Genomic DNA, 874 nt, shown 5'->3' on the forward strand with positions numbered 1-874 from the left:
CTCATTTTGTTTGACCAGATTTAACATGGCCAGGTACAAGTATTTGCGCAGCATACTGTCACCTCGCTTGGAAAGTTTAACTTGTCCCTTGTGTTTCCCTGACGTTCGCTCTGCCAGATTAAGACCAGCTCGGCGCAGCAGTTGCTTGCCATGTGCGTAATATCGTAGATCGCCGGCACAACCCAGCAGACAGGCCAGCGTAATCGTGCCTAGACCGTGCACACTACGGAGTTGTTCAATGAAAGGGACTTGCTCCAAGAGGGCTTCAACCTCTAGTTGCATCTCGCTCAGTACGCGTTGCGTCTCTTCATAAAATTGTAGCAGTCGCAGGATGTCTTGACGCGCGGCATCACTGGTGCCCGACTTTCCTATACTACATGCCGCAACTGCTAGAAGCTTAGCTGCTATTGCTCTACCACTAGAACCACCCGGGCGCTGCATCCCTTGTTCACGCCAACCTTCTAGTACGCTATCCACGTCCAGTTGCTGCAAATCATCAGGCAATGCAAAGGCCTTTAATGTGGCCAGAGAACGAACACCATCCCATTCGGTAAAAATGCTTCGAAACTCTGGGAAGTACAGATCAATCCAACGCACAATGCGGTTGCCTAGACTGATGGATTGCTTAGACCAATATTCGCGCGAGCTCATGACAACTTTAATTCGCTCAAATACAGGCGCTTGCGGTGCATAGTCGGTGTAGTAGCCGCGACTGACCACGTCAGCGATCACAAGCGCATCTTTCGGATCGTTCTTCGATGGGCTATTATCGCGGTTTTCCTTGTTACGATGCGTGGTCACTGGGTTCACTAACACCACTTCGAGATTCTGCTCCAGCAGCCATTCTGCAAGGTTGTGCCAATAATGGCCCGTG

1 protein-coding gene is annotated in these 874 nt (G+C 50.7%); it reads right to left on the reverse strand.

The genetic code is table 11. The features are described from left to right. Nucleotides 1-874: transposase (locus V1L65_RS28625; RefSeq protein WP_331702762.1), on the reverse strand; the 874-nt coding region annotated here is incomplete at both ends.

This window comes from Paenibacillus sp. IITD108, from assembly GCF_036541265.1.
Lineage (GTDB): Bacteria > Bacillota > Bacilli > Paenibacillales > Paenibacillaceae > Pristimantibacillus.